This window comes from Cardiobacterium hominis, assembly GCF_900637305.1.
Taxonomy (GTDB): domain Bacteria; phylum Pseudomonadota; class Gammaproteobacteria; order Cardiobacteriales; family Cardiobacteriaceae; genus Cardiobacterium; species Cardiobacterium hominis.
Window position 1 is genome coordinate 1,911,559 of sequence record NZ_LR134365.1, and the last position, 21,959, is coordinate 1,933,517.

19 protein-coding genes, 1 tRNA gene and 1 pseudogene are annotated in these 21,959 nt (G+C 59.8%); 10 read left to right on the forward strand and 11 right to left on the reverse strand.

All coding sequences use genetic code 11. The features are described from left to right. Window positions 1–85 precede the first annotated feature (85 nt). The 6 genes from EL199_RS09320 to EL199_RS09345 form a co-directional block, all read right to left on the reverse strand. Window positions 86–508, reverse strand: a complete 423-nt coding sequence (locus EL199_RS09320; protein ID WP_004141997.1) for a type II toxin-antitoxin system VapC family toxin — start codon at window positions 506–508, stop codon at window positions 86–88. Continuing rightward, complete coding sequence (locus EL199_RS09325) at window positions 508–753, reverse strand: type II toxin-antitoxin system Phd/YefM family antitoxin (RefSeq protein WP_004141995.1); 246 nt, start codon at window positions 751–753, stop codon at window positions 508–510. Before EL199_RS09325 ends, EL199_RS09320 begins: the two co-directional genes overlap by 1 nt. 83 nt (window positions 754–836) lie before the next feature. After that, window positions 837–2,456, reverse strand: a complete 1,620-nt coding sequence (locus EL199_RS09330) for a phosphoethanolamine transferase (RefSeq protein WP_004141993.1) — start codon at window positions 2,454–2,456, stop codon at window positions 837–839. A gap of 94 nt (window positions 2,457–2,550) precedes the next feature. After that, complete coding sequence (asd, locus tag EL199_RS09335) at window positions 2,551–3,660, reverse strand: aspartate-semialdehyde dehydrogenase (RefSeq protein ID WP_004141990.1); 1,110 nt, start codon at window positions 3,658–3,660, stop codon at window positions 2,551–2,553. A 93-nt stretch (window positions 3,661–3,753) separates the two neighbouring features. Beyond that, window positions 3,754–5,145, reverse strand: a complete 1,392-nt coding sequence (locus EL199_RS09340; RefSeq protein ID WP_004141988.1) for an SGNH/GDSL hydrolase family protein — start codon at window positions 5,143–5,145, stop codon at window positions 3,754–3,756. A 9-nt stretch (window positions 5,146–5,154) separates the two neighbouring features. After that, complete coding sequence (locus EL199_RS09345) at window positions 5,155–6,555, reverse strand: MBOAT family O-acyltransferase (protein WP_004141980.1); 1,401 nt, start codon at window positions 6,553–6,555, stop codon at window positions 5,155–5,157. Between the two features lie 162 nt (window positions 6,556–6,717). On the opposite strand from EL199_RS09345, the gene EL199_RS09350 reads away from it, so the two are divergent. From EL199_RS09350 to EL199_RS09380, 8 genes and pseudogenes are all read left to right on the forward strand, one after another. Continuing rightward, window positions 6,718–7,833 carry an ABC transporter substrate-binding protein gene (locus tag EL199_RS09350; protein WP_004141977.1) on the forward strand — a complete coding sequence of 372 codons (1,116 nt, stop codon included), beginning with the start codon at window positions 6,718–6,720 and terminating at the stop codon, window positions 7,831–7,833. A gap of 11 nt (window positions 7,834–7,844) precedes the next feature. Continuing rightward, a complete protein-coding gene (locus tag EL199_RS09355) occupies window positions 7,845–8,489 on the forward strand; it encodes a hypothetical protein (protein ID WP_040355566.1) in 645 nt (214 codons plus the stop codon). 14 nt (window positions 8,490–8,503) lie between these two features. After that, window positions 8,504–8,653 carry a hypothetical protein gene (locus tag EL199_RS12840; protein ID WP_155814344.1) on the forward strand — a complete coding sequence of 50 codons (150 nt, stop codon included), beginning with the start codon at window positions 8,504–8,506 and terminating at the stop codon, window positions 8,651–8,653. Between the two features lie 513 nt (window positions 8,654–9,166). Beyond that, complete coding sequence (locus EL199_RS09360) at window positions 9,167–10,264, forward strand: ABC transporter substrate-binding protein (RefSeq protein ID WP_040355790.1); 1,098 nt, start codon at window positions 9,167–9,169, stop codon at window positions 10,262–10,264. A 3-nt stretch (window positions 10,265–10,267) separates the two neighbouring features. Next, the gene (locus tag EL199_RS09365) at window positions 10,268–11,395 is read left to right on the forward strand and encodes a FecCD family ABC transporter permease (RefSeq protein ID WP_004141967.1); all 1,128 of its coding nucleotides are present in this window, start codon (window positions 10,268–10,270) and stop codon (window positions 11,393–11,395) included. Next, window positions 11,392–12,198: an ABC transporter ATP-binding protein gene (locus EL199_RS09370; RefSeq protein WP_004141966.1), complete on the forward strand. Its 807-nt coding sequence runs from the start codon at window positions 11,392–11,394 to the stop codon at window positions 12,196–12,198. The genes EL199_RS09365 and EL199_RS09370 overlap by 4 nt, the downstream gene beginning before the upstream one ends. Further along, window positions 12,195–12,629 (forward strand): annotated as a pseudogene (locus EL199_RS09375) (pseudoazurin); the annotation flags it as partial. The gene EL199_RS09370 and the pseudogene EL199_RS09375, both read left to right, overlap by 4 nt. A gap of 145 nt (window positions 12,630–12,774) precedes the next feature. Continuing rightward, a complete protein-coding gene (locus tag EL199_RS09380; protein WP_004141964.1) occupies window positions 12,775–13,023 on the forward strand; it encodes a hypothetical protein in 249 nt (82 codons plus the stop codon). 99 nt (window positions 13,024–13,122) lie between these two features. Here EL199_RS09380 and uvrD read toward each other — a convergent pair whose 3' ends face one another. Next, window positions 13,123–15,294, reverse strand: coding sequence for a DNA helicase II (uvrD, locus tag EL199_RS09385; RefSeq protein ID WP_004141963.1), 2,172 nt, complete (start codon window positions 15,292–15,294; stop codon window positions 13,123–13,125). Window positions 15,295–15,483: 189 nt separating this feature from the next. On the opposite strand from uvrD, the gene EL199_RS09390 reads away from it, so the two are divergent. Both EL199_RS09390 and EL199_RS09395 read left to right on the forward strand, forming a co-directional pair. After that, window positions 15,484–15,560: transfer RNA gene (locus EL199_RS09390), tRNA-Met, on the forward strand. 115 nt (window positions 15,561–15,675) lie between these two features. Then, window positions 15,676–16,299 (forward strand): YcbK family protein, encoded by a 624-nt coding sequence (locus EL199_RS09395; protein ID WP_004141962.1) that lies wholly within the window; start codon window positions 15,676–15,678, stop codon window positions 16,297–16,299. A 241-nt stretch (window positions 16,300–16,540) separates the two neighbouring features. On the opposite strand, the gene thrC is transcribed toward EL199_RS09395, so the two are convergent. From thrC to EL199_RS09415, 4 genes are all read right to left on the reverse strand, one after another. Continuing rightward, window positions 16,541–17,965 carry a threonine synthase gene (gene thrC, locus EL199_RS09400; protein ID WP_004141960.1) on the reverse strand — a complete coding sequence of 475 codons (1,425 nt, stop codon included), beginning with the start codon at window positions 17,963–17,965 and terminating at the stop codon, window positions 16,541–16,543. A 76-nt stretch (window positions 17,966–18,041) separates the two neighbouring features. Beyond that, window positions 18,042–19,715: a single-stranded-DNA-specific exonuclease RecJ gene (gene recJ, locus EL199_RS09405; protein ID WP_040355563.1), complete on the reverse strand. Its 1,674-nt coding sequence runs from the start codon at window positions 19,713–19,715 to the stop codon at window positions 18,042–18,044. Window positions 19,716–20,038: 323 nt separating this feature from the next. Then, window positions 20,039–21,349: a homoserine dehydrogenase gene (locus EL199_RS09410; RefSeq protein ID WP_040355560.1), complete on the reverse strand. Its 1,311-nt coding sequence runs from the start codon at window positions 21,347–21,349 to the stop codon at window positions 20,039–20,041. 81 nt (window positions 21,350–21,430) lie between these two features. After that, window positions 21,431–21,931 carry a cytochrome b gene (locus EL199_RS09415; protein ID WP_004141954.1) on the reverse strand — a complete coding sequence of 167 codons (501 nt, stop codon included), beginning with the start codon at window positions 21,929–21,931 and terminating at the stop codon, window positions 21,431–21,433. Window positions 21,932–21,959 lie beyond the last annotated feature (28 nt).

The following is a 21,959-nucleotide window of genomic DNA, read 5'->3' on the forward strand; positions in this document are numbered from 1 at the left end:
AGTAAACGGACTGAAAACTTAAAAGCCGCCTGCAACCGTAACAGCGGTTGCAGGCGGCTTTTTTATTTCCGCTTATTTCCGCGCGTTATACGGAAAACGGGTTCAGCAGTGGCACTTGCAGCGCGGCGAAATCGCGGGTGTTGCGCGTGACCAAGGTGAGGCCGTGGCGAATGGCACAGGCGGCAATGAGCGCGTCGTTATAAGGACGCTGGTCGGGGACGTGCAGGCGGGCGCAAATGCGGGCGGTATGGGCATCTATCGGCAGGATGCGCGTGCCGAAGGTCGGCAGCACGGTGTCGTTCAGCCAATTTTCCAGGCGCAGAAATTGTGCTTCGTCGCCGCGATGCTGCACGCGCAAAATGCCCTGTTCGATTTCCAGCAAGGTGATGACACAGAGGTGGCAGCGGTCAAAATCAATGGATTGCACCCAGCGCGCGAGCGCCGGGTCTGCCCGCCCCTGGCTGATTTTGCGGATTTCCGACAGGATGTTGGTATCCAGCAGAAACATCAGAACAGCTCCTCGCGATCGGCAATGATGCAGCGGGGAAATTCCACTTCGATCCAGTCCGATTCGGGGTCACACAGTTTTTCTGCCAGGCTTGGTTTGCCTTCCTGTAACGCCCGGTAAGCGGCGTAGTTCATCAACACGTAGGCGGGTTCGCCGCGGTCGGTAATGCACACGGGGGCGGTATCGCTCATGTTTTTCGCTTTGGCGACGTTTTGGTTAAATTCGCGGCTGCTGATGGTTTGCATGATGGTTCTCCGTTTGGTTGTAGCAACGTGTACGCATTGTAGGCGGCGGGCGCGCTGGAGGCAAGGCGGCGCGGCAATCGTTCCTACTTCCGGCAGCCGGCTAGCAGATCCAGTTCTTTCTGGTAAATGCTGCCGCCGGTTTGTACGTCAAACAGGCCGAGATAGGTATGGAAGACGTTATCCTGCGAATATTCGCCGCTGCTGGCGCGCTGGTGCAGGCAGTTGCCATCAACCGCCCCGTCCTGCCGCCAGGCGTCGGAGAGCCACAACATCATCGGCACCCGCGTCTGTTCGGCCGGAGCGACGCTGTAGGGTGTGCTGTGCAGGTAGATGCCGTTTTCGCCGAGCGATTCGCCGTGGTCGGATACGTAGAACACGCTGCTTTTCCAGTCTTTTTCGCGCGCAAGCCGCGCAATCACCCGCTCGATGAAGCCGTCCACGTAGCGGATAGTGTTGTCGTAGGTGTTGGTGATTTCTTCGCGGCTGCATTGTTGGATTTGTTTGGTGTCGCAGGTCGGGGTGTAAGCGCGGTATTCCGGGGTGTAGCGCTGGTAGTAGGTCGGGCCGTGGCTGCCGATGGTGTGCAGGATGATGACGGTATCTTGCGCGCCTGCGAGCGGTTGTTCGATGTCTTGCAGGAGGATGTCGTCGAGGCATTCGCCGTCCGTGCAGTAGGCGGGCAGGTTCAGCGCGGTCATGTCGTGGTATTCGATGTTGGCGCAGGCACCCTTGCAGCCGGTGTCGTTGTCGTACCAGACGACGCGTACCCCGGCGCGTTGCAGGATGTCAAGCAGGTTGTCGCGGCGGCTGGCGATATCGACGTCAAAAGTCGCGCGCGGCTGTTCGGAGAGCATGCAGGGCACGGAGTAAGCGGTGTAGGTGCCGCAGCTGCTCACTTGCGGGTAGTTGATGATTTCTGCGCCGCGCGCCGCGAGCTTTGGCGTGGTCTGGCGCGCGTAGCCGTTCAGCCCCCAGTTTTGCGCGCGTGTCGCCTCGCCGATGATAAAGACGCTCACCCGCCGCTGCGGGTCGGTTTTTTGCTGATGTGCATCGGCGGCGACGGTCTCATAAGGACGGTTGGCGCGGCGCTGGTGCTTGATTTTGCTGATGCTGGCGACGATGAAGTTGGTCGGCACGATGAGGTGCGGGATGTCGTGGTTGTTGCGGCCGTAGGCGGCGTAATCCTGGTAGTAAAGGCGGGCAATGAGCGCGAGCAGCAGCAGCGAAAGCAGCACCGCACCGAGGCGCAGCGCCAGTTCGCGCCACCAGCGGCGGTAAACGACGCGCACGCGCAAGTAAAGGAGCGCCGGAACGACTCCGAGTGCGAGCAGCCAGAGGGCATACGGCACGGTCAGCAGTTTGGCGCTTTCGGCGGGGGTGGTTATCAGCACGTTGGTGAGCATGGCGCGGTCGAAATAGACGCCGAGGAAGATGACGGAATAGCTGACCGCCGCCGACAGCAGCAGAATCAGCGGGATGATGAGTTTGTGCAGATACGGCAGGAGCAGCAGGTGGAAGATGATGTTCAGGCAGAGAAAGATAAACAGCGGCACGCTCCAGAGGAATGTGCCGTCGCCGCCTGCGCTACGCCACGCCTGCCAGATGGTGCGGAAGAAGCCGTAGTTGAGCAAGGTGAAAAATAGCGCCAAGAGGAGCGCGAGGCGCGTGGCGGAAAGCTGCCAGCGGCCGGTGAGTAAGTGCATGGGGGAATGTCCTTATGTGAGGGAATCGCCGGGCAGTCCGCACGGCCAGAAAAAGCCGGTTTGAAACCGGCTTTTGTGTGGGCAAGGCGTTTGTTTAGTCAATCAGGATGCGCAGCATGCGGCGCAGCGGTTCGGCCGCGCCCCACAGCAGCTGGTCGCCAACGGTAAACGCGCTGAGGTATTCGCCGCCCATTTCCAGTTTGCGCAGGCGGCCAACCGGCACGGTGAGTGTTCCGCTGACTTTCGCCGGGGTGAGCTCGTGGATGCTCGCTTCTTTGGTGTTCGGGATGACTTTCACCCAGTCGTTGTGCGCAACCAGCAGTTTTTCGATTTCCGCCAGCGGCAGGTCTTTTTTCAGCTTCATCGTGATTGCCTGGCTGTGGCAGCGCATCGCGCCGACGCGCACGCACAGGCCGTCCACCGGTACCGGGTTGGCGCTGCGGCCGAGGATTTTGTTGGTCTCGACGCCGCCTTTCCATTCTTCTTTGGACTGGCCGTTGCCAAGATCGGCGTCAATCCACGGGATGAGGCTGCCGGCGAGCGGTACGCCGAAGTTGGCAGACGGATAGCCGTCGCTGCGCAATGCGGCGCTGACTTTGCGGTCAATGTCGAGAATGGCGCTGCGCGGATCGGCCAGTTCACCCGCGACTTGCGCGTGCAGGTAGCCCATGCCTTCGAGCAGTTCGCGCATGTTTTTCGCGCCCGCGCCGGAGGCCGCCTGGTAGGTCATGCTGGTAATCCATTCGACGAGGTCGTTGGCAAAGAGGCCGCCGAGCGCCATCAGCATGAGGGAAACGGTGCAGTTGCCGCCGATGAAGTCTTTTTTGCCGTCGCGGATGGCCTGGTCGATGACGCTGCGGTTCACCGGGTCGAGGATGATGACGGCGCGGTCGTCCATGCGCAGGGCGGAGGCGGCATCAATCCAGTAGCCGTCCCAGCCGCGCGCGCGCAGTTGCGGGTGGATGGCCTTGCTGTAGTCACCGCCCTGGCAGGTGATGATGATGTCCATCGCCGCGAGCGCGTCCAGGTTGTTGGCGTCTTGCAGGGTTTTGCCGCTGCCCGCGAAGGCAGGCGCCGCTTCACCCGCCTGCGAGGTGGAAAAGAGGGTGGTTTCAACGTGGGCGAAGTCTTTTTCTTCTTGCATGCGCCCGATGAGGACGGAGCCGACCATGCCGCGCCAGCCTACGATGCCTAGTTTTTTCATGAATGTTCCTCGGTTGGTAAAGGGGGAGGGGTATTAAACGCTCTTTAGGGGACGCCTGCAAGCGCCCGTTACACGCAAGGCGCGGGGTTTTCGCTACGGGTTAATCTGTTCGATGATGTGGCGGGTGAGGATTTTTTCGCCGGGGCCGGTGAAGTGGATGCCGTCGCCTTTGCGTACCGCCACCGGTTTGCCGCGTTCGTCGGGAAGGAAGGCGGTGTAGCTGCCGTCAGCCTTGGCAAAGAGGCGGTTGGTGTTTTGGTAGTGTTGTTGGGCTTTTTCGACTTCGTCGGCGATGAGGCCGTCAAGGTAGGTGATTTTTTTGCTGTATTTCGGCGCTTTCATCAGCGGCGGGCCTATCCACAGGGTTTTGGCGCCCCGTGCCGCCGCCGTTTGCAGGATTTTGCGGATTTCGCCGCGGTAGTAGTTTTCCCATTCGGGGGTGCCAAAGTTCAGTTTTTGCTCTGGAGCGGCGGGGTTGGGCGTGTCTTGCGGGTCATTGGCGCCAAGCAGCACGATGATGAGGCGCACGTCCGGGTTTTCTTCGAGTTGGGCGGCGAGGTGCTCCGGCCAGTTGTAGTAGTCGGGGTAGCGCAGGCCGCTGCTCGGTTTGCCGCGGTTGATGCTTTTGATGTGGTGGCGCGCGAGGAGTTCGCGCTGGATGTGCGGCGCCAGCGATTGCATCATCGAGTCGCCAATGAGCAGCACGCGGTCGTTTTCGCCAAGCTGGATGGGGGTTTTGCCCGCAGCTTCGGGGGCGACGGCTGCGGCGTCCGCAGGCGGCGTTTCTTCAGCAGCGACGGTTTCGGTTTCGCTGAGGTCAATCGGGTGTTCGTCGCTGTCGTCGGCGCTAGCGGCGACGGCGGGGTGATGTGTCCAGCCGACGCTGGCGACGGGCAGGTAGTGGGCAGCGTTGATGGGATGGCTTTGTTGCAGGGCGCTGCCCAGCCGGTTCTGCCAGGGTTCGGCGGGCGCAGGTGCATCGGGCGACGGACGCAGGCGCGCGAGCTGCGCGGGGTCTTCGTCGGCAAGCCAGAGGGTGCTGGCGATGGGCGGGGTGAGCGCGCTGCCGTGTTCTTCCCACAGGGTTTGGACGCTGGGTGCGGGGGCATCGGCGGCAAGTTCGGCCAGTTGTGCGGGGTCAGGCAGGGTCGTGGCCACGGGCTCGGCAACAGGCGGCGCGACGGTTGGGTTTTCCGGCGCTGTAACGGTTTGGGCTGCCGCTGGCGCTGCCTGGGCGGTGGCAATGTTGATGCGCGGCAGGCTGGCGGGGTGGTGGCTTTCGCCGCCCGCGCCGAGCAGGCGCATGAGGTGTTGTTTGAGGGCATCGCCGCTGCGCCACAAACGGTTTTTTTGCAGGGCGGCGAGCGGGGATTGGTGGTAGTAGGTTTGTTGCCAGTATTGTTCGATGTTGTGTTGCATCAGCCAGAGCGCGAGGAGCAGGCTGCTGGCGAGGGTGGCAAGGATTTTCAGGCTGCGGATGGGCATGGTGGTTTTTCAGTAGTTGCTGTAGAGGAAACTGGGGATGCCGCTTGGCGCGTAGGCGCTGATGATGATGAGCGCGGCGGTAAATAGCAAGGCTTGGCTGTGCCACGGCAGGCGGCGCCATTGCGCGGCGGCGTAGTCTTTCCAGCCGGTGGTGCGCGGGTAGAGGTAGATGAGGAGGTTGAAGGCGGCGACGAGGGCGAGTGCGGCGACAGGCGCGTGCAGGCTGAGGTTGCCGCCGAGCGCGCGGAAGATGGCGCGGGTGTTGTCGGCGTCGTTGCTGTAAAACACCGCCCAGGTGAGGACGATGTAGTGGATGGTGCCGTAGCGGGCGAGCGCCGGGCTTAGGGTGGCGACGGCGTTTTTGCCCATGAGGCGGTCGCCGAGGTTAAGCAGTATGAGGCCGCCCGCGTGCATCGCGCCCCAGATGAGGTAGTTGTTGCTCGCGCCGTGCCAGAGGCCGGAGAGGAGCATGGCAATGCTGAGGTTCACCTGGGTGCGCAGGAAACCGTGGCGGCTGCCGCCGAGCGGGATGTAGAGGTAGTCGCGAATCCAGGTGGAGAGGCTGATGTGCCAGCGGTGCCAGAAGTCGCGCAGGTTGGTGGCGGCGTAGGGCATGTTGAAGTTTTCCGGGATGCGGATGCCGAGCAGCAGCGCGATGGCGGTAACGAGGTCGGTGTAGCCGGAGAAGTTCAGGTAGATTTCCAGGGTATAGGCGTAGAGCGCAGCGAGGACTTCAGTCGGCAGGTATTGTTCGGGATTGCCAAGGATGGGCGTCACCCAGCTCTCTTTCAGCCAGGCTTCGAGCCAGACCACTTTTATCAGGCCGCTGATGAGCAGGACAAAAATGCGTCCGCTATCGCCCACAGCACGCGGTGCGGTCGCGGCAAATTGCGGCATCATCACCCCCGCGCGGCAGATGGGCCCGGCAATGAGCGTCGGGAAGAAAGCGAGAAAAAGGCAGAGGCGCTCCGGTTTTTCGACGACGATTTGCACGCGGTAAGCGGCGACGAGATACGTAATGGAGTGGAAGGTGTAATAAGAGATGCCAATCGGCAGCAGGATTTCCACCGCAGGCAATTGCCAGTCGATGCCCAGCGTGTCCAGGAGGTTTTGGCTGTGCAGGCGGAAAAAATCTAGGTATTTCATCAGGCAGAGGTGACCGATGGCAATCGCGATGGCGATTTTCAGCTGCTTTTTGCTGCGGTAATACTGGATGTTGCGCGCGGCAAGATAGATGAAGGCGGAATAGAGCAGGAGTTCCAGCGCAAACAGCAGGCTGTAAGTCGCCACCAGGGTATAGCTGGCGGCGAGCAGCAGATGGTTCTGCACGTCCACGCGCGCCCGCACGCACCAGTACAGCGCGAAGAACGGCAGAAAAACCGCAATGAATTCGGGGGAAAGGTAACTCATGGGGCGACATTATCGCGGAAAGTGCAAACATTAACAATCCGTATAGACACAGCAAGCTCATTGAAATTTTGCGCGCCGGGCGGCGCTGTGGCCAAACGTGAATCATTGACATTAGGCTTAGCACTGGGCATAATGCGTCGCATTTTTAGCCGAGGAGTATCCATGTTGAAACCATTGATGAATTTAGCAAAATTGGTATTTTGTGGCGCGGCGTTTGCCGTGCTCGCGGCACAGGCGGAGGTGAAGCAGATTAAAGATGTGCTTGGCCGCGAAGTGCAGGTCGATGTGCCGGTCAAGCGCGCTATTCTGACCTTCTATTACCCCGACTACATTGCCGCGACCGGCGCGGACAATTTCCGCAACGTTGTTGGCATTTCGCGTGAATTCTGGGAAAAATTCAATCCCGGCAGCTGGGCACAATTTACGGAAAAGATGCCATTCTTAAAAGACATTGACGATGTCGGCTACGTCATCAGCAATACTTTCTCCACGGAAAAGGCGCTGGCGCTGAAACCCGATGTGCTGGTGATTCCGAAGGTTCAATACGAAGCGCTGGCGGCGGAATTGTCGCGTTTTGAAGAAGCGGGCATACCGGTGATCGTGGTCGATTTCAATGACCAGACCGTCGAGAACCATACGCAGAGCATCCGCATTTTCGGGCAGCTGGCGGGCACGGAAGCGCGCGCGGAAAAGATTGCCCGAGCATATGCCGACGGCATTGCCGATATTCAAAAGCGGGTCAAAGCGGCAAATCTGCCCAAGCCGAAAATCTATATCGAATTTGGCAATAAAGGGCCGGAGGAATACAGTTTTACCTTTGGCAAAAACATGTGGGGCGCGATTGCCGATACCGTCGGCGGCGATAATGTCAGCGCACCGCATATCAAAACCTGGGGCACGATTTCTGCCGAACAATTACTGGTCGCCCGCCCCGATGTCATCATGATTTCCGGCACGGAACTGGAACACGACACCAATCCCAATGTGATGTCGATGGGCATCGGCATCAGTGAAGCAGACGCGCGGCAGCGCCTCGCCGGCTTCATCAAGCGCACCGGCTGGGACAGCCTGCCGGCGGTGCAGAATAACCGCGTCTATGGCCTTTACCACACCGCCTCGCGCTCGATTACCGACCTGGCGGCAGCACAGTTCATGGCGAAGGCGCTGTATCCGCAGGTGTTCGCCGATGTTGATCCGGACAAAACCTGGCAGGATTTCTATCGCGAATATCTGCCGATCGTGCCGCAGGGGACGTTTTTCCTATATCCGCAGTACTGAAAGGATGAAATATGGGTGCTTTAAATGATTTTCTAAATATAATTTTAAATGTAATTAGCCCATTTCTCAGCCGTAAAAGACTGAAAAAATACCTAAATGGAATTTTAGAGCCTGATATGGAAGAACTTGAGATTATCAAGCTATATATCGAGAGGACTCGCCCTGAGATAATGGCGAATGGTGCAAGTAATATATTAAGGCAAATAGAGCAAATGAAAATACCCTATTTTAGAGATTTGACTGTGGAGGAGCTTGATTTTCTTCTCGATAAAGAAGTGAGTCTGCATGGAATACTTGATGTTGTTATGGCTAAAGATGGTTTGAGTAGGGGGTTGGCTGCTATCGTTTGGAACGAAAATAGAAAACGTTACGAGGAAAGGAAAAAGATAATTGGAGAAGAGTTAATAATATTCTTTTTTATTGCACTTATCCCTGTGATAGTCTATGGGGCCTATATTGTGATAATCAGATTAGAATTGGGTAATGGCAGTCTTCCTGCAGCATCAATATTCCCTATGCTTTCTGTATTTTTTATATTTTACTTATTTTATTTGATTTTTATCTTATTTCCCCTGGCATCTATCCCATCTAATATAAATACTGCCAAAAAACGTCTATTGAGAAGCAGCAATAGAGTAATTTTTGGCAATAATTAATCCTATCTCTAAATATGCTTGACCCCCTAAACACCCTGCTGGCTGCACCCAATCCGCATTTTGTCAACCGTGCAGAAGCAGGCGGCGACATCATCCCACTTAGCCACATCACTTTTCCGCCTGCGTCCGCAATCGCTGTTGCCGCGCTGGAAGACGCCTTGTAGGGCAGCGATACGGTCTTGCCCGCGCTCTATCGGGAAAGCGACGGTTTGCAGCTTTTCGCCAACCGTGCTGATAGCGACGAATGCTTTTTCTTGCTGCCGCTTGCCCACATGGCAGAAGAAAAGGCGGCGCTCTATGAATGGCTGCTGACGAATGACGAAAACTGCGAAGACGGTGATGCGGTGTACGGCGTCCCGACCTGGTGGGATAGCGCAGTCGTCTTTGCCGGCTTCGGGCAGGCACCGGAACGTTTTTATCTGGCAACCACCGGCGCGCATCGCGGCAAGGTGTTTTATTACAACCATGAAGAATGCTCGATGCGGATTGCCGACAGCGTCGCCGCTTTTCTTGATTTGCTCTGCGGCGATCCGGTCGCGTTTATGCAGCGTTTTTACGATGTCGCTATTGGGACATTGCCGCTTACCACCCCGACTGATTTTCCAAGCCACCGCGCCTTGTGTCCGGGCGCGGCGGGTTTTATTCACGGGCGCACCTTCCCCACAACAGGAGCTTATATGCTGAAAAAACTGCTTGCCGCTGCCGTCGTGGCGGCGACCATGACCGCCGCCCATGCCGAGGTGAAGACCATCAAAGATGTGCTTGGCCGCGAAGTGAAAGTAGATGTGCCTGCGAAGCGCATCATGCTGGGTTTCTACTACACCGATTACCTCGCCGTTGGCGGTGAAAAAGCACTGGATAACGTCGTTGGCTTCTCGAAAGCCGTGTGGACGGACTGGACGCCTGCCAGCTGGGAGGTGTACAGCAAGGCGCTGCCGAAGCTGAACGAACTCGCCGATGTGGGCGAAGTTGAAGTCGGCACCTTCTCGGTGGAAAAAGTGCTGGCGCTGAAGCCGGATCTGGTCATCCTTGCCGACTGGCAATGGCAGGCGATTGAAGACGACCTCGAACCGCTGGAAAAAGCGGGCATCCCCGTTGTCGTCCTTGACTACAACAAGGAACAACTGCCGCTGCATCTGGAAAGCACCCGCGTCCTTGGCGAAATCACCGGACAGGAAGCGCGCGCCAAAGAAATCGCCGCCTGGTACGAAGGCGTGGTGAAAGACGTGCACAGCCGCGTGGAAAAATCCGGCCAGCCCAAGCCAAAAATCTATCTTGAATTTGGCAACAAAGGCCCGGCTGAATACGGCAACAGCTTCGGCAACACCATGTGGGGGCCGCTCGCCGAGCAGGCGATGGGCAGCAACATCGCCGTTGGCCACGTCGAATACGCCGGCCCGATGAACCCCGAACAGGTTATCGTCGATAAACCTGAAGTCGTCGTCATCAGCGGACGCGAAACCGAGCTGAAGAAAAACGAACAGGCGCTGGTGATGGGTATCAACATCGCCAAAGACGAAGCGCTGAAACGCCTGAACGGCTACAAGACGCGCCAAGGCTGGGCGGAACTGCCAGCCATCAAGGATGGCCGTCTCTACGGCATCTATCAGGGCGCCTCGCGCACACTGGCCGATGCCGCCTCCATCCAGTACATCGCCAAGGCGCTCTACCCCGACGCCTTCAAGGACGTTGACCCGCTTGCCACCTACCTCGACTTCCACAAGAAGTATCTGCCTGTCACCCCGGAAGGCACCTTCTTCCTGAAAGCGGAGTAATCCGTGCCGCAGCAAATCGTACAAGACACGATTGCCGCCCACCGCCGCCGCGAAAAGCGGCGGTGGACCATCATGCTGCTCTTCATCGTGTTCTGCCTCATCACCTTCATTCTCGACCTCACCAATGGTGCGGCTGGCGGCAAAATCAGCGCCAAAGACGTGCTCTACGCCCTGCTGCAATTCCGCGACACCGCGCCGGAAGCGGGCGCGGGCAGCCTCGCCCTGCACTGGTACAGCTTCCAGCAATGGCTCGGCATCGGCGGTGTGGACAACATCACCCACATCATCGTCAACCACCTGCGCCTGCCCATCGCCCTGATGGCGCTCGTCGCCGGGGCAGCGCTTGGCGCGGGCGGTGCGGAAATCCAGACCCTGCTGAACAACCCCATGGCCAGCCCCTACACCCTCGGCATGGCCGCTGCCGCCGGCTTCGGCGCCTCGCTTGTCGTCGTTTTCGGCACCTTTGGCCTCTCCGTGTACGTCGCCCAGCCACTCTCTGCCTTCCTCATGACCATGCTCGCCGCCGGCATCATGTTCATCTTCGCCTCCATGCGCCGCTTCTCCTCATCCACCCTGGTGCTGGTTGGCATCGCCCTGCTCTTCATCTTCCAGTCCGCCTCCTCGCTCATGCAATACATCGCCACCCCGGAAGAATCACAAAAAATCCTCTTCTGGCTCTTCGGCGCCCTTAGCAAAGCCAAATGGCAGACCCTCGCCATTACCGCCGTCGTCACCCTCACCTGCATCCTGCTGCTCTTTGCCAACGTCTGGCAACTCACCGCCCTGCGCCTCGGCGAAGCGCGCGCCGCCAGCATGGGCGTGAACCTTGCAGCACTCAGGATGCGCGTGCTGGTCATCGTCGCTGTCATGACCGCGACCGTCATCAGCTTCGTCGGCACCATCGGCTTCATCGGCCTCGTCGCCCCGCACGTCGCGCGGATGCTCGTCGGCGAAGACCAGCGCTACTTCCTGCCGACCGCCATGCTCGCCGGCTCCGCCTTCCTCTCCGCCGCCTCCGTCCTCTCCAAACTCATCAACCCCGGCGCGGAATTCCCCATCGGCATCATCACCTCCTTCATCGGCGTGCCGTTCTTCTTCTGGATCATCCTCTCGCGCAAGGCCAACACATGATGCAGATAGACCACCTCACCATCCATCGCGGCCAACTCTGCGTCGCCGACAACATCTCGCTTGAATTGCACCACGGCAAAACCTACGCCATCCTCGGGCCGAATGGGGCAGGCAAATCCTCGCTCATCAAAACCCTCTTTGCCGAACTGCCCTACAGCGGACAGATCCGCTACCGTGACAAAACCCTCAGCCACGGGCACCACATGGCTTGGCGCAAACCCATCGGCTACATGCCGCAGGACACTATCGTCGATGCCTCGCTCACCGCGCTGGAAATCGTCCTGCTCGGACAGATGAGCAATCTCACCATGCGCGTCTCGGACGAACAACTCGCCCGCGCCGCTGCCATGATGGAAACCCTCGGCATCGCCCACCTTGCCGGACGCGATGTGCTTGCCCTCTCCGGCGGGCAGCGACAAATGGTCATGTTCGCGCAAGTCCTGCTGCGCGATCCGGAAATCCTCCTGCTTGACGAACCGGTGAGCGCGCTCGACATGCACCACCAGTGCGTCCTGCTCGAAGCCGTGCGCCACCACACCCGCGAACGCGACCTCATCACCCTGATGATCCTGCACGACCTCAACCTCGCCGCCCAATTCGCCGACGAAATCATCCTGCTGGCGGACGCCAAAATCCAGGCACAAGGCACGCCGCGCGACGTCTTGCAAAAAGAAACCATCGAACGCATCTACCGCGTCGAAGCCGCCGTGTACAACGACCCCGACGGCGCCCCGGCCGTCGTCATGCCGCGCCGCGCCATCCGCGCCCCCAAACCCAACCTACCCACGGAGACAACACCATGAAAAACCCCCTCCTGACCCTCGCCCTGCTTGCCGCCGCAGCCTCCGCCCACGCTGCCGAACACGAAGTGAAAATGCTCGACATCGGCAGCGACAAAGAGCCGATGGTCTTCGAACCCGCCGTGCTGAAAATCGCGCCGGGCGACACCGTCACCTTCGTGCCGACCAACAAAGGGCACAACGTCGAAAGCAAGCTCGTCCCCGAAGGCGCGGAAACCTTCAAAAGCGAGCTGGACGCAAAATACAGCGTCAAACTCGACAAAGAAGGCGTGTACATCTACGTCTGCCCGCCACACAGCATGATGAACATGGTCGGCGTCATCCAGGTGGGAGAAGCGACCAACCTGGAAGCCGTCAAAACCGCGCTGCCCAAACTCGAACGCCGCGCCATGAGCAACAAAGGCCGCCTCACCAAATACGTGGAAGAACTGGCAAGCGCCCCCGCTGCTGATGCCAAAGCGGCGGAAGAAAAACCCGCCGAAAACAGCGAAACCCCGGCGGCAAAATAAACACGCATAAAAAAACCGCTGAAGGGCGACCTTCAGCGGTATCGCATTCATTCACGTCAGGAGACACACTATGAAAATACTCGCCATCCTTGTCGGCGCTATCGCCGGATTACTCATCGTCCGCTACTTCATGCTCGATCCCTTTGAAGAAATCGGCTGGGAAATCTTTTGGCACGAAATATTCAATGGCAAAGGCGGCGTTTCAGGCGAAGGATTAGAAGTCGTTCTAAAATCCAATACCTTCATGAAATGCAGCATCGGTACCATTATTGGCGCTATCGCAGGCGGCGTGATTCATAGCCTAGTTAACAAAAAATAGTCCGTCTTTCATACAAAAAACGGCGGTAGATTCCGCCGTTTTTTATCGTTTTGTATCTTTCCGTCGTCTTCATCACGGCGGCAATAGAAATGGAAGGATTCAAATTTTCTCCAGCTTGGCATAGGCGAGTACCAGCCATTTTTCACCCGCTTCCGCGAAATGGATTTGCGCGCGCAGATGCTCGCCGTGGCCTTCCAGCGCCATTACGCAGCCTTCGCCGAATTTGGGGTGGCGCACGCTGTCGCCGAGCTTGTAGGGCGCGGCGGGGCTGGCGGTGCGCGGGGAGGCGCTGTCCATGCGGCGCATTTTGCTGATGCCGCTATAGACCATCGGCCGCACCGCTTCGGTCAGTTCTTCCGGGATTTCGTGGATGAAGCGCGAGGGCTGCGGGTAGTTTTCTTGTCCCTGGAAGCGGCGGCGCTCGGCGAAGCAGAGAGTGAGTTCGCGTTCGGCACGGGTCATGCCGACGTAGGCCAGCCGCCGTTCTTCTTCGAGTTTGTCCGGGCTTTCGATGGCGCGCTGCGTCGGGAATAGGCCTTCTTCCATGCCAACGATATAGACGTTCGGGAATTCGAGGCCTTTGGCGCTGTGCAGGGTCATCAGCTGCACGCTGTCGCTGCCTTCTTCGGCCTGGCCGTCGCCCGCATCCAGCGCCGCGTCGACCAAGAAGTCCATGATGCGGTCGCTGTCCGGGTCGGTGCTGAGGTCGATGTAGCTGCCGGCGTTGATGAGTTCGTCCAGGTTTTCGCGGCGCGCGTCTGCTTGTTCGCTGCCTTCGCTTTCGAGCGCGGCGTAGAGGCCTGTGTCATGGACGACGGTTTCCAGCGCTTTTTTCAGCGAGGGCTCGGCGGCGAGTTTGGCGGCGATTTGTTCGATGAGAATGACGAATTCGCGCAGGGCGTTGCGCGCACGACCGCTGAAGTGGCGGGCGATTTGCGCGTCGTCGCTGAGGATGCGCCACAGCGGTACGCCCGCTTGTTGGGCGAGTTGGCGCAGGTCTGCCAGGGTTTTTTGTCCGATGCCGCGCGTCGGGGTGTTGATGATGCGCTCAACGGCGCCGTCGTCGTCACGGTAGCGGGCGAGACGCAGGTAGGCGAGCGCGTCCTTGATTTCGGCGCGTTCGAAGAAGCGCAGGCCGCCGTAAACGCGGTACGGCAGGCGGTGTTGCAAGAGCATTTCTTCGAAAACGCGCGATTGGGCGTTGGAGCGGTAGAGGATGGCGCTTTCGTCGTAGCGGCCGCCGTCTGCATGCCAGCGCTGGATGTGCTCGCAGACGTAGCGCGCTTCGTCCATTTCGTTGATGGCGGGGTAGATGCGTACCGCTGCGCCGCGCTGGCCGTCGCTCCACAGGGTTTTGCCGAGGCGGTTGCTGTTTTGTGCGATGACGGCGTTGGCGGCATCAAGGATGGTTTGGGTTGAGCGGTAGTTTTGTTCGAGACGGACGGTGGCGAGTGCCGGAAAATCGCGTTCCAGTTGCAGGATGTTTTCGACACGCGCGCCGCGCCAGCCGTAGATGGATTGGTCGTCATCACCGACGACGAACAGCTGCGCCCCGCCCGCGCACAGTTGTTGTACCAGGCGGTATTGCAGGGCGTTGGTGTCCTGAAATTCGTCCACCAGCACGCTTTGAAAACGCTGCTGATAGTTTTGCAGTACCTCGGGGTGGTGGGTGAAGAGCTCAACGGTCAGCAGCAGCAGTTCGGCAAAATCCATCGTGCCCTGCTGGCGGCAAAGTTTTTCGTAGTCGTGGTAGAACTCGCGGATGGCCAGCTCCCCCGGATGCGGCGTCGGCGGCACGTCTTCGGCGCGCAGGCCTTCTTCTTTATAAGCATTGATTTGCCAGACCATGTTTTTCGGCTTCATCACCGCTTCATCCCACTGGCGCGCGCGCATCATCCGCTTTACCAGACGCAGCTGGTCGTCGCTGTCCATGATGACGAACTGCTCCGGCCACTGCATCAGCAGGGCGTGACGGCGCAGGATGCGGTGGCAAATGCCGTGAAAAGTGCCCATCCACAACTGCCCCAGCGGGCGCTGCAACGCCGCTTCCAGCCGCTGCCGCATTTCACGCGCTGCCTTGTTGGTAAAGGTCAGCGCCAAGAGGCCGTAAGGCGACACGCCCTCAACCGCCATCAGCCACTGCATGCGCTGCACCAGCACGCGCGTCTTGCCGCTACCCGCTCCGGCAATCACCCGCATGGCGCGCGCCGGATGGGTGACCGCTTCGCGTTGGCGCTCGTTCAGGCCTTGCAATATTTCGCTGACATCCACTGCTTTATGTCTCCCAAATTGAAAAGTGGCGCATTATAACGCGGCGGTAATTCGCCCGCCGCCTGCACGGTAATATAGCGACCAGTTTGTAGTAATCTTGCAACAAACCGTATCCCGCATAAAAATCCCAAATAATCGCTTGACACTCCCCTGCCGCATCGGCATAATCGCGCGCCTCAAATCCCCCGTGGCTACGTAGCTCAGTTGGTTAGAGCACATCACTCATAATGATGGGGTCCCCTGTTCGAGTCAGGGCGTAGCCACCACTTCTCCTCTATCTTCTGTAATCAAGAATTTCTGCGTTTTGCGACGTAGATTATTGCAAAAGGATTGCAATTATTTTATATTTCGCCGCCTAAACACGAAACCTTGGTATCCAACATGTTTTTCAAAAAACCTGACACCGAACGGGCCGTTACCTTTGCCGATTTTGAGCATGGTGTGGACTGCCCCTGCTGCGCCCGCAACTCCCGTCGCACCTTTATCAAAACTGCTGCGATTGTGACTGCGGGCCTTTTAGCTCCTGCGGACTGGGTGCGCGCTGCCACCGGCCGCGAGCGCATGATCAAGATGTTCAACCCCCATACCGGCGAAAGCATCCGCGCGGTTTTCTGGACACCGGAATACGGATATATCCAGCCGGCCATGGATGAAATCAGCCGCTTCTTCCGCGACTTCCGCCAAAACCAAATCGTCTCTGTGGATATTGACCTGCTCAATATCCTGCACTACATGCAAAGCAATGTCGGCAACAGCTCCACGATTGAACTGCACAGCGGTTACCGCTCACCCGCCACCAACTCCATGCTGGCGCGCCGCTCCAAGAACGTCGGCAAACAAAGCTATCACATGAAAGCGCAAGCCGCCGACATCTCCATTCAGGGCTACACTTCCCGCCAGCTGCGCGCGATGGCACAACGCTTGAACGCTGGCGGTATCGGCATCTATCGTGGTTCCAACTTCATTCACGTGGATTCCGGGCCAATCCGCACTTGGTACTACTGATTTTCCAAATGAAAAGCGGGCAAAAGCCCGCTTTTTTTGTTCAGCTTTCCGTCCCCAAAAGCCCGCATACTGCGGGCTTTTCTTTATCAACTATCTCTAAACAAGGCGCGCCGCCGACGGCGGTACGCATGGGTACGGCGCTGACGAAGCTGCCCTGTCAGGCGGCGCAACACTGTATGAGGCTTTGCGAGGAGCGCTGTAAGTCCGGAATCTGAAAAAGCCCCGCTCTGCGGGGCTGGTTTTATTGGTGCTGCGCGAGGCTGCGGGCGATGTAGTCTTTGAGTGCCGTGACGTCGTTCGGCAGGATTTCCACGCGGCGCGGGGCTTGTTCGATGTCGCGGAAGCGTTCCGGGCGTGGTGCGGTAATGCCGGTCGCTTCCTGTACGGTTTCTTCGAATTTCGCGGGCAACGCGGTTTCCAGGCATATCATTGGGCGTTCGCTGGGGTGGGCGGCTTGCCACTGCCGCGCGACATGGACGCCGTCGGCGGTGTGCGGGTCAATCAGGCGTCCGTATTTTTCGTACACGTCGCGGATGGTTGTCAAGCGGTCGGCATGGCTGCTACGACCGGCGTCAAAGCCGGAGGCGCGGATGCGCTCGCCCAGCGCTTTCAGGCTGACGGTGCCGCCCGCTTCAAGGGTGTGCCAGAGGGCGGCGGTTTGTGCGCTGTCGTCGCCGCTGATGTTGTAGATGTAGCGCTCGAAGTTGCTCGCTTTGCCGATGTCCATCGACGGGCTGCTGGTCTTGGCGACGTCTGCCGCCGGGCGGGCGCGGTATTCGCCGCTGCGTAAGGTGTGGTAGAGGACGTCGTTTTCGTTGGTGGCGACGATGAGGTGGGCGATGGGCAATCCCATACGTTTGGCGATGTAGCCGGCGTAGATGTTGCCGAAGTTGCCGGACGGCACGGTGTAATCGACTTCTGCGCCTTCCGGCAAGTCGAGCGCGAGGTAGGCTTTGATGTAGTACACGCTTTGTGCCAGCACGCGCGCCCAGTTGATGGAGTTCACCGCGCCGATGTGGTGGCGGCTCTTGTAGGCGGCATCGGCATTGACGGCTTTGACGAGGTCTTGGCAGTCGTCAAAGACGCCTTCGATGGCGATGTTGTGGATGTTCGCGTCTTGCAGGCTGTACATTTGTGCCTGCTGGAAGGGGCTCATGCGGCCATGCGGCGAGAGCATGAAGACGTTGATGCGCGCTTTGCCGCGCATGGCGTATTCGGCGGCGGAGCCGGTGTCGCCGCTGGTCGCGCCGAGGATGTTCAGCCGCTGGTCGCGCGCTTCAAGCACGTATTCCATCGCGTTGCCGAGGAATTGCATGGCGATGTCCTTGAAGGCAAGCGAGGGGCCGTTGGAGAGTTCGAGGATGTAGGTGTGGCTGTCGCCGAGGCGGGTCAGCGGGGTAATGGCTTCGCTATGGAAGACACTCTCGTGGTAGCTGCGGTGCAGGATGCGGCGCAGGTCGTTTTCCGGGATGTCGTCGATGTAGTGGCGCATCACGGCAAAGGCGAGGTCGGCGTAGTTGTAGGTTTTCCACTCGTGCAGGTTTTTGGCGGTGATGATGGTCGGGATGTGTTCGGGCATGGCGAGGCCGCCGTCCGGGGCGAGGCCTTGCAGGAGGATGTCGCTGAAGCGGCCGAGGGATGCGCCGCGGGTGGATTGGTATTGCATGGGGATTCCTTGCGGGTTTCGGGGAGTGGTTATTTCGTCGGTTGGGTTTCTGGGGGTTGTTGGGCTTTCGCGGGTTTCATAGCGGCTGCGCGTGCTGGACGAGGAGGCTTAGGCGTTCGTCGCCGTAGAAGCGGTTGACTTGTAGTTGGTAGGCGATGCGCAGGCGCGTGCCGGGGCGGTAGTCGGCGGTGTGGAAGAACCATGAGGCGTTGTAGGCGTTGCCGCTGTGCATTTCGCGCAGGACGAGGCGGGTGTGCGCGCTGCCCAGCAGGCGGCAGTCCAGTACTTCAAAGGGGTTGGCGAAGACGGGGACGGGCAGCGACGCGCCCCAGGGTTCGAGGCGCTCCAGGTAGCGCGCCCAGTCGAGGTTCAGGAGTGCGGCGGGTAGTTCGCCGTCGATGTACACGGGTTCGGGCGGTACGGTCGTGCCGTAGGTTTCGAGGAAGGCGCGGTTGATGGCTTCTATCAGCGCCGGGTAGTGTTCGCGTTTGACGCTAAGGCCTGCGGCGGCGGCGTGGCCGCCGTAGCGCAATGCTTCGCCGGGGAGGTGGCGCGCGGCGTCGTTCAGGAGTTCGTGCAGCGGCACGGCGCTGACGGAGCGCAGTGATGCTTTGATCCAGCCGTCTTCGTTGCTGTCGGTGGCGACCAGCGCCGGGCGGGCGAAGCGGCTTTTCAGGCGGGCGGCGAGGATGCCGATGATGCCTTCGTGCCAGGCGGGGTCGTAGGCGGCCGCGAGTGGCAAGGCGGGCGAGACTTGTCGCGCCGCTTCTTGTACGGCTTCGTTTTCCAGCGCTTTGCGGTCGCGGTTTTTTTCGTCGCTTTGTTGGGCGTAGTCTTGGGCGGTTTGCCAGTCTTCGGCAAGAAGCAGGGCGACGCCGTCGCTCATGTCGCCGAGGCGGCCGAGGGCGTTCAGGCGCGGCGCGACGGAGTAGGCGATGTCTTGTGCGCCGAGGTGGGCGGGTTCGAGGTTGGCGACGGCGAGCAACGCGCGGATGCCGGTGTTCGCCTGGCCGCTTCTGATGCGGGCGAGGCCGTGGTTGACGAGGATGCGGTTGTTGTAGTCAAGCGGCACGAGGTCGGCGATGGTGCCGAGGGCGACGAGGTCGAGGTGGTCGGTGAGGCGCAGGCTTTCCGGCCAGCGGTTTTGCGCGCGCAGGCGTTGGCGCAGGGCGAGGAGGAGGTAGAAGGCGACGCCAACGCCGGCGAGGTTTTTGCTGGGGAAGGTGCAGTCGCGGCGGTTGGGGTTGATGGTGGCGATGGCAGCGGGCAGGGTGTCGCCGGGCAGGTGATGGTCGGTGATGAGGGTGTCAATGCCGCGCGCGCGGGCGGCGGCAACGGCTTCGTGGCTGCTGGTGCCGTTATCAACGGTGAGGATGAGGCCGGGCGTGCTCGGCAGGGCGGCAAGTCCGGCGAGGCTAAAGCCGTAGCCGTGCGCGCTGCGGTTCGGGATGAACCAGTCCACGTTGGCACCCAGTTGGCGCAGGACGCGCACGGTGAGGGCGGTGGCGGTGGCGCCATCGACGTCGTAGTCGCCATAGACGAGGATGGGTTCGTGCGTGTTCAGCGCGCGTTCAAGGCGGTCAAGCGCGGGGGCGAGGTCGGTGAGGTCGTCCGGCGGCAGCAGGTTTTGCAGGCGTTTTTCGATTTCGTCATGCCGGGCAAGGCGGCTGGCGTAGATGTTTTTGACCAGCGGGTGCCAGTCTTCCGGCAGGGTTGCGGCGCTGATGCGCGCGGGGCGGGGGGTGAGCACGGGTGTGTGTTTGGGGTTTGGTTAGTGTGGTGTTGTGAAGGTTTACATACGCCTGAGCGCTCGTGGTGTATGTATAGCAATACACGCAAAGTTCTGTACAAGGCGTGCCGCCGAAGACAGTACGCATTGTACGGCGAGACGGTGCAATGCCGTATAGGGCTTTGCGTAGGCCGGGGAGGGTTGGAGGGGATGAGCGATCATTGATGCAGCAGAATTCCGGTTTTGCACATTTGCCGCCCTCACCCCAACCCCTCTCCCAGAGGGAGAGGGGTTCGTTCGTTCATGGGCCCCTCCCGTCCCCACAGGGAGGGGCAGTTTGGTGTTTATTCGATGTTTTCGACGCGGATGCGTTTGACCGCACCAGAGACGGCAGGCAGCGCCGCCAGTTGTTCGCAGGCGCGGTTCATCTGCGCTTCGTTGACGACTTCGGTGAGCAATACCAGCGGGATATGACCGTTGTTCTTGCGGTGGTTTTTCTGGCTGACCGAGTTGATGGAGATGCTGTTGTCGGCGAGGATGCGGGTGATGTCGGCCAAGACGCCTGCGCGATCGGCAACGGTCAGGCGCAGATAGTAGGCGCTATGGAAGGCTTCGGCGGGCAACACCGGCAGGCTGCTGCGGTCATGCACTTCGCTGTAGCCGAATTCGGTGAGGCGGTCTTCGCCCTTGAGGTTAAGCTCGCGCACGACGTCAATGAGGTCAGCGACCACCGCCGAGGCAGTCGGCAGTTTGCCTGCGCCGGGGCCGTAGTAGAGGCTGTTGCCGACGGCGTTGCCCTGTACCTGCACCGCGTTCATCACGCCATTAACGCTGGCAATGAGCGCGTTTTGCGGGACGAGCGTCGGGTGCACGCGGATTTCCACGCCGTTGTCGCGGCGCACGGCGAGGCCTAAATGCTTGATGCTGTAGCCGAGTTCGGCGGCATCCTGGATATCTTCCGGGGTGAGGGCGTCAATGCCTTCGATGTAAACGCTGTCAAATTGTAGCGGGATGCCGAAGGCGATGGAGGCGAGGATAGTGATTTTGTGCGCAGCGTCGGTGCCGTTGATGTCAAACGACGGGTCGGCTTCGGCGTAACCCAGCGCCTGCGCTTCTTTCAGTACGTCGGCGAAATCGCGCCCTTTTTGCGCCATTTCGGTAAGAATGTAGTTGCTGGTGCCGTTGATAATGCCCGCGACGCGCTTGACTTCATTCGCGCTCATGCCTTCGCGTAAGACTTTAATCACTGGGATGCCGCCCGCAACTGCCGCCTCAAAGGTCAGTTCGCGTCCTTTTTCGCGGGCAAGCGCAAAGAGTGCTTCGCCGTGTTTGGCAATCAGTGCCTTGTTGGCGGTGATGACGTGTTTGCCGTTTTTCAGCGCGGTTTCGATCAGTTCGCGCGCCGGGTGTTCGCCGCCTGCCAGTTCGATGACGATATCCACCGCCGGGTCGCCCGCCACCGCAAAGGGGTCGGTGACGCAAGTGAAGGGCAGCGCGCTGGTGTCAGTGCCGCTCCAGTCGCGGCGGGCGACGCTTTTCACTTGCAGGTGGTAGCCGCAGCGGCGCTCAATTTCGCGCGCGTTTTTTTGCAGGACTTCGACGACCCCCTGGCCGACGGTTCCGTAGCCGATGATTCCGATTGCGACGCTTTTCACTGTGTTTCCTGTAGGTTGGTTCATGTGGATAAGGGCGGCAAGTATAGTGCCGGAGTGGGGGCTGTCAATACGCGCCACAGGCTATTTTTCGTGGAAATTTTGCGGGTTGCGACGGCCGGCCATGCGTTGCAGGATTTTTTCGCCGCGGCGCTGGTGGATGATGGTCATGAGGATGTGGCCGGCGATGAGTGCCAGCAGGAGCCAGGCGGTGCGGCCATGCCAGTCATCGCCGAAGCGGGTCAGGGTGTTTTCCGCCAGGCCGTCTCGTCCGCGGGCGGCGTCGCGGATGAGCGCAATGCTCGGCACGGTAATCATCAGCAGGTAGAGCGCGAGGTGGCCGAGCCATACGGCGCGGTTGCCCGGCTTGGGGCGTTGTTCGCTGGCGATCGCCCAGATGCCACGGAACAGCACCAGCATCAGCAGGGCGTTGCCGAGGGTTTTGTGGACGGGGATGAGGCTCTGCCAGCGCGCGTTTATGTGCCAGGCGATGGCCATGAGGAACATCAGCAGGATGGCGAGCGCCATGCCCCAGTGGAGGAGGCGGCTGATGGTGCCGTAATGGGTGCGGGTGTCGGGTTGCATGGGGGAGTGGCTCGGGTGGATGGGTGAT

What these genes read in the sequence shown, in the direction of transcription:
- EL199_RS09320 (WP_004141997.1), bottom strand. Translation starts at nt 508, where the DNA reads ATGTTTCTGCTGGATACCAACATCCTGTCGGAAATCCGCAAAATCAGC.
- EL199_RS09325 (WP_004141995.1), bottom strand. Translation starts at nt 753, where the DNA reads ATGCAAACCATCAGCAGCCGCGAATTTAACCAAAACGTCGCCAAAGCG.
- EL199_RS09330 (WP_004141993.1), bottom strand. Translation starts at nt 2,456, where the DNA reads ATGCACTTACTCACCGGCCGCTGGCAGCTTTCCGCCACGCGCCTCGCG.
- asd (WP_004141990.1), bottom strand. Translation starts at nt 3,660, where the DNA reads ATGAAAAAACTAGGCATCGTAGGCTGGCGCGGCATGGTCGGCTCCGTC.
- EL199_RS09340 (WP_004141988.1), bottom strand. Translation starts at nt 5,145, where the DNA reads ATGCCCATCCGCAGCCTGAAAATCCTTGCCACCCTCGCCAGCAGCCTG.
- EL199_RS09345 (WP_004141980.1), bottom strand. Translation starts at nt 6,555, where the DNA reads ATGAGTTACCTTTCCCCCGAATTCATTGCGGTTTTTCTGCCGTTCTTC.
- EL199_RS09350 (WP_004141977.1), top strand. Translation starts at nt 6,718, where the DNA reads ATGTTGAAACCATTGATGAATTTAGCAAAATTGGTATTTTGTGGCGCG.
- EL199_RS09355 (WP_040355566.1), top strand. Translation starts at nt 7,845, where the DNA reads ATGGGTGCTTTAAATGATTTTCTAAATATAATTTTAAATGTAATTAGC.
- EL199_RS12840 (WP_155814344.1), top strand. Translation starts at nt 8,504, where the DNA reads ATGCTTGACCCCCTAAACACCCTGCTGGCTGCACCCAATCCGCATTTT.
- EL199_RS09360 (WP_040355790.1), top strand. Translation starts at nt 9,167, where the DNA reads ATGCTGAAAAAACTGCTTGCCGCTGCCGTCGTGGCGGCGACCATGACC.
- EL199_RS09370 (WP_004141966.1), top strand. Translation starts at nt 11,392, where the DNA reads ATGATGCAGATAGACCACCTCACCATCCATCGCGGCCAACTCTGCGTC.
- EL199_RS09380 (WP_004141964.1), top strand. Translation starts at nt 12,775, where the DNA reads ATGAAAATACTCGCCATCCTTGTCGGCGCTATCGCCGGATTACTCATC.
- EL199_RS09395 (WP_004141962.1), top strand. Translation starts at nt 15,676, where the DNA reads ATGTTTTTCAAAAAACCTGACACCGAACGGGCCGTTACCTTTGCCGAT.
- thrC (WP_004141960.1), bottom strand. Translation starts at nt 17,965, where the DNA reads ATGCAATACCAATCCACCCGCGGCGCATCCCTCGGCCGCTTCAGCGAC.
- EL199_RS09415 (WP_004141954.1), bottom strand. Translation starts at nt 21,931, where the DNA reads ATGCAACCCGACACCCGCACCCATTACGGCACCATCAGCCGCCTCCTC.